Source organism: Cellulomonas bogoriensis 69B4 = DSM 16987, assembly GCF_000767165.1.
Lineage (GTDB): Bacteria > Actinomycetota > Actinomycetes > Actinomycetales > Cellulomonadaceae > Actinotalea > Actinotalea bogoriensis.
The window spans coordinates 1-2,558 of sequence record NZ_AXCZ01000260.1 but is presented as its reverse complement, the minus strand read 5'-3'; the positions used below and the strand labels follow the sequence as shown (position 1 = coordinate 2,558).

The following is a 2,558-nucleotide window of genomic DNA, read 5'->3' as shown; positions in this document are numbered from 1 at the left end:
GGCCGCGGGCGGTGTGCTGCACCGGGCGGGCCACACCGAGGCCGCCGTGGACCTGTGCCGGCTGGCCGGGCTGGAGCCGGTGGCCGGCATCGCCGAGCTCGTCCACGACGACGGGTCGATGATGCGTCTGGACGCCGCGGCCGCGCTCGCCACCGGCCACGACCTCGTCCTGCTCACGATCGAGGATCTCGTCACCTGGCGGCGCGTGCACGACCCGGCGGTGCTCCCGTCGGACCACGCGCCGGAGCCCAGGGTGCACCGCACCGGCACCGCGGCCCTGCCGACCCGCCACGGGGACTTCACCGTCCACGGGTACCGCGACCTGCGCACGGGTGCCGGTCACGTGGCCCTCGTCGCCACGAGGGAGCCCGCGCCCGGGCACCTGCCGGTGGTGCGGGTGCACTCGGAGTGCCTGACCGGGGACGCGTTCGGGTCGACGCGGTGCGACTGCGGTCCCCAGCTCGAGGCCGCCATGGAGCTCGTCGCCAGAGACGGGGGCGCCGTGGTGTACCTGCGCAAGCACGAGGGCCGGGGCATCGGGCTGCTCGCCAAGATCGACGCCTACGCCCTGCAGGACGGCGGCCGTGACACGGTCGAGGCGAACCTGGAGCTGGGCCTGCCCGCCGACCGTCGGGAGTACGGCGCCGCGGCCGCCGTCCTGCACGACCTCGGGCTGACGGAGATCCGCCTGCTGACCAACAACCCGGCCAAGGTCACGGGACTGGCCGCCCACGGCGTCGAGGTCGACTCGGTGCTGCCGCTCGAGGTGGGCCGCACACCGGAGAACGCCGGGTACCTGCGCACGAAGGCGGTGGCGATGGGCCACACGCTCACGATCGAGGAGGAGCAGGCATGAGTGGTGCGGGTGCACCGACGATGGAGCTGGACGGGACCGGGTTGCGCGTGACGATCGTCGCGGCGAGCTGGCACACGACCGTCATGCAGGGACTGCTCGACGGCGCGCGGCGCGCCCTCGACGAGGCCCGGGTCACGGACGTGCAGGTCGTGACCGTGCCGGGGTCGTTCGAGCTGCCGGTCGCCGCCGCGCGGGTCGCCGGGTCCGGTGCGGACGCCGTCGTGGCCCTCGGGGTGGTGATCCGTGGGGGCACCCCGCACTTCGAGTACGTGTGCGCCGCGGCGACCCAGGGCCTGACCGATGTGGCCGTCCGCACCGGGGTGCCCGTCGGCTTCGGTCTTCTGACCTGCGACGACGAGCAGCAGGCGATCGACCGTGCGGGGCTGGAGGGCTCGCGGGAGGACAAGGGCGCCGAGGCCGCCCAGGCCGCGGTCGCCACCGTCCTGGCGCTGCGTGAGGTCTGAGGCAGCGGTGCCCCTGGTCGACGAGGACGTGGACACCGCCCCGCAGGCGCGCGCGGGGCGTCTAGGCTCTGGGGACGTGAAGACCTTCGACTCGTTGTTCGCCGAGCTCGCCCACAAGGCCGCGACCCGACCCGAGGGGTCCGGCACGGTCGCCGAGCTCGACGCCGGTGTCCACGCGATCGGCAAGAAGATCGTGGAGGAGGCCGCCGAGGTGTGGATGGCGGCCGAGCACGAGGGGCAGGTGCGCACCGCCGAGGAGATCTCCCAGCTGCTGTACCACCTGCAGGTGCTGATGCTGGCGCGCGGGTTGTCGTTGGAGGACGTCTACGCCCACCTGTGACCGTCCGCGACGCCCCGTCGCAGCCCGAACCGTCAGGCACCGGTCCGACCGGTGCCGCCCGCCGTCCGGCCACCCGGACCCGACAGACCGTGAGGATCCGTGCTGAGGATCGCTGTACCGAACAAGGGATCGTTGTCCGAGCCTGCCTCGGGCATGCTCCGGGAGGCCGGCTACCGGCAGCGTCGCGACACCCGGGAGCTGGTCCTGGCCGACCCCGGCAACGACGTCGAGTTCTTCTTCCTGAGGCCCCGGGACGTCGCCGTCTACGTCGGTGCGGGCACTGTGGACGTCGGCATCACCGGCCGGGACCTTCTGCTGGACTCCGGCGCGGAAGCGATGGAGCACCTCCCTCTGGGGTTCGCGCGGTCCACGTTCCGGTTCGCCGCACCGGCGGGCACGCTCCAGGACGTCGGTGAGATCCAGGGCAGGAGGGTCGCCACGTCGTACCCGCTGCTCGTGTCCGACCACCTGCGCTCCCAGGGGGTGGAACCTGCCGGCGTCGTGAGGCTGGACGGTGCGGTCGAGACCGCCATCCGTCTGGGCGTCGCGGACGTCATCGCCGACGTCGTCGAGACGGGCTCGACCCTGCGGGCCGCCGGGCTCGAGGTGTTCGGTGACCCGCTGCTGCGGTCCGAGGCGGTGCTGATCCGGCGCGCGCAGGAGCCCGAGCCGGCCGGGCTAGAGGTCCTGACGCGGCGCCTCAAGGGCGTGCTCACGGCACGGCAGTACGTGCTCATCGACTACGACGTGCCCCTGGACCTGGTCGACGACGCGGTCGCGATCACACCCGGCCTGGAGTCGCCGACGGTCTCACCGCTGCACAACCGTGACTGGGCGGCCGTCCGGGCCATGGTGCGACGTGAGGACACCAACCGGGTGATGGACGCCCTGTACGACG

The 2,558-nt window shown here is 73.1% G+C and carries 4 protein-coding genes; all 4 read left to right on the top strand.

Going from position 1 to position 2,558, the window contains the following annotated elements; translation table 11 throughout:
- Window positions 1-856, top strand: an 856-nt coding sequence (gene ribA, locus N869_RS14310) for a GTP cyclohydrolase II (RefSeq protein ID WP_035062702.1), incomplete at its 5' end; no start/stop codon positions are given.
- Complete coding sequence (ribH, locus tag N869_RS14305) at window positions 853-1,320, top strand: 6,7-dimethyl-8-ribityllumazine synthase (RefSeq protein WP_035062699.1); 468 nt, start codon at window positions 853-855, stop codon at window positions 1,318-1,320. The genes ribA and ribH, both read left to right, overlap by 4 nt.
- Window positions 1,321-1,396: 76 nt before the next feature.
- Complete coding sequence (locus N869_RS14300) at window positions 1,397-1,660, top strand: phosphoribosyl-ATP diphosphatase (RefSeq protein WP_035062701.1); 264 nt, start codon at window positions 1,397-1,399, stop codon at window positions 1,658-1,660.
- A gap of 99 nt (window positions 1,661-1,759) precedes the next feature.
- Window positions 1,760-2,558, top strand: a 799-nt coding sequence (gene hisG, locus N869_RS14295; RefSeq protein ID WP_035062698.1) for an ATP phosphoribosyltransferase, incomplete at its 3' end; no start/stop codon positions are given.

Coding starts and splice junctions, on each gene's coding strand:
- ribH (WP_035062699.1), top strand. CDS start 853: ATGAGTGGTGCGGGTGCACCGACGATGGAGCTGGACGGGACCGGGTTG.